Genomic DNA, 210 nt, shown 5'->3' on the forward strand with positions numbered 1-210 from the left:
TGTCATCAATGCCGACGGTGGAAATGATGTGCTCTTTGGTGAAGCAGGTAATGACTCATTGAGTGGTGGTGATGGTGATGACTTGTTGGATGGCGGTGTTGGTAACGATACGCTCAATGGTGGCGCAGGCAATGATGTGTTTGTGTTCCGTAAAGGTTCTGGCAATGACACAGTTTTTGCGTACGATACCTCTGTCAATCGTGTCGATAC

At 47.6% G+C, this 210-nt stretch carries 1 protein-coding gene; it reads left to right on the plus strand.

The features are described 5' to 3' along the window. On the plus strand, positions 1-210 hold a 210-nt coding region (locus A596_RS20070), incomplete at both ends, for a hypothetical protein (RefSeq protein ID WP_200882981.1).

It is taken from the genome of Cellvibrio mixtus subsp. mixtus J3-8 (genome assembly GCF_000766945.1).
Lineage (GTDB): Bacteria > Pseudomonadota > Gammaproteobacteria > Pseudomonadales > Cellvibrionaceae > Cellvibrio > Cellvibrio mixtus_A.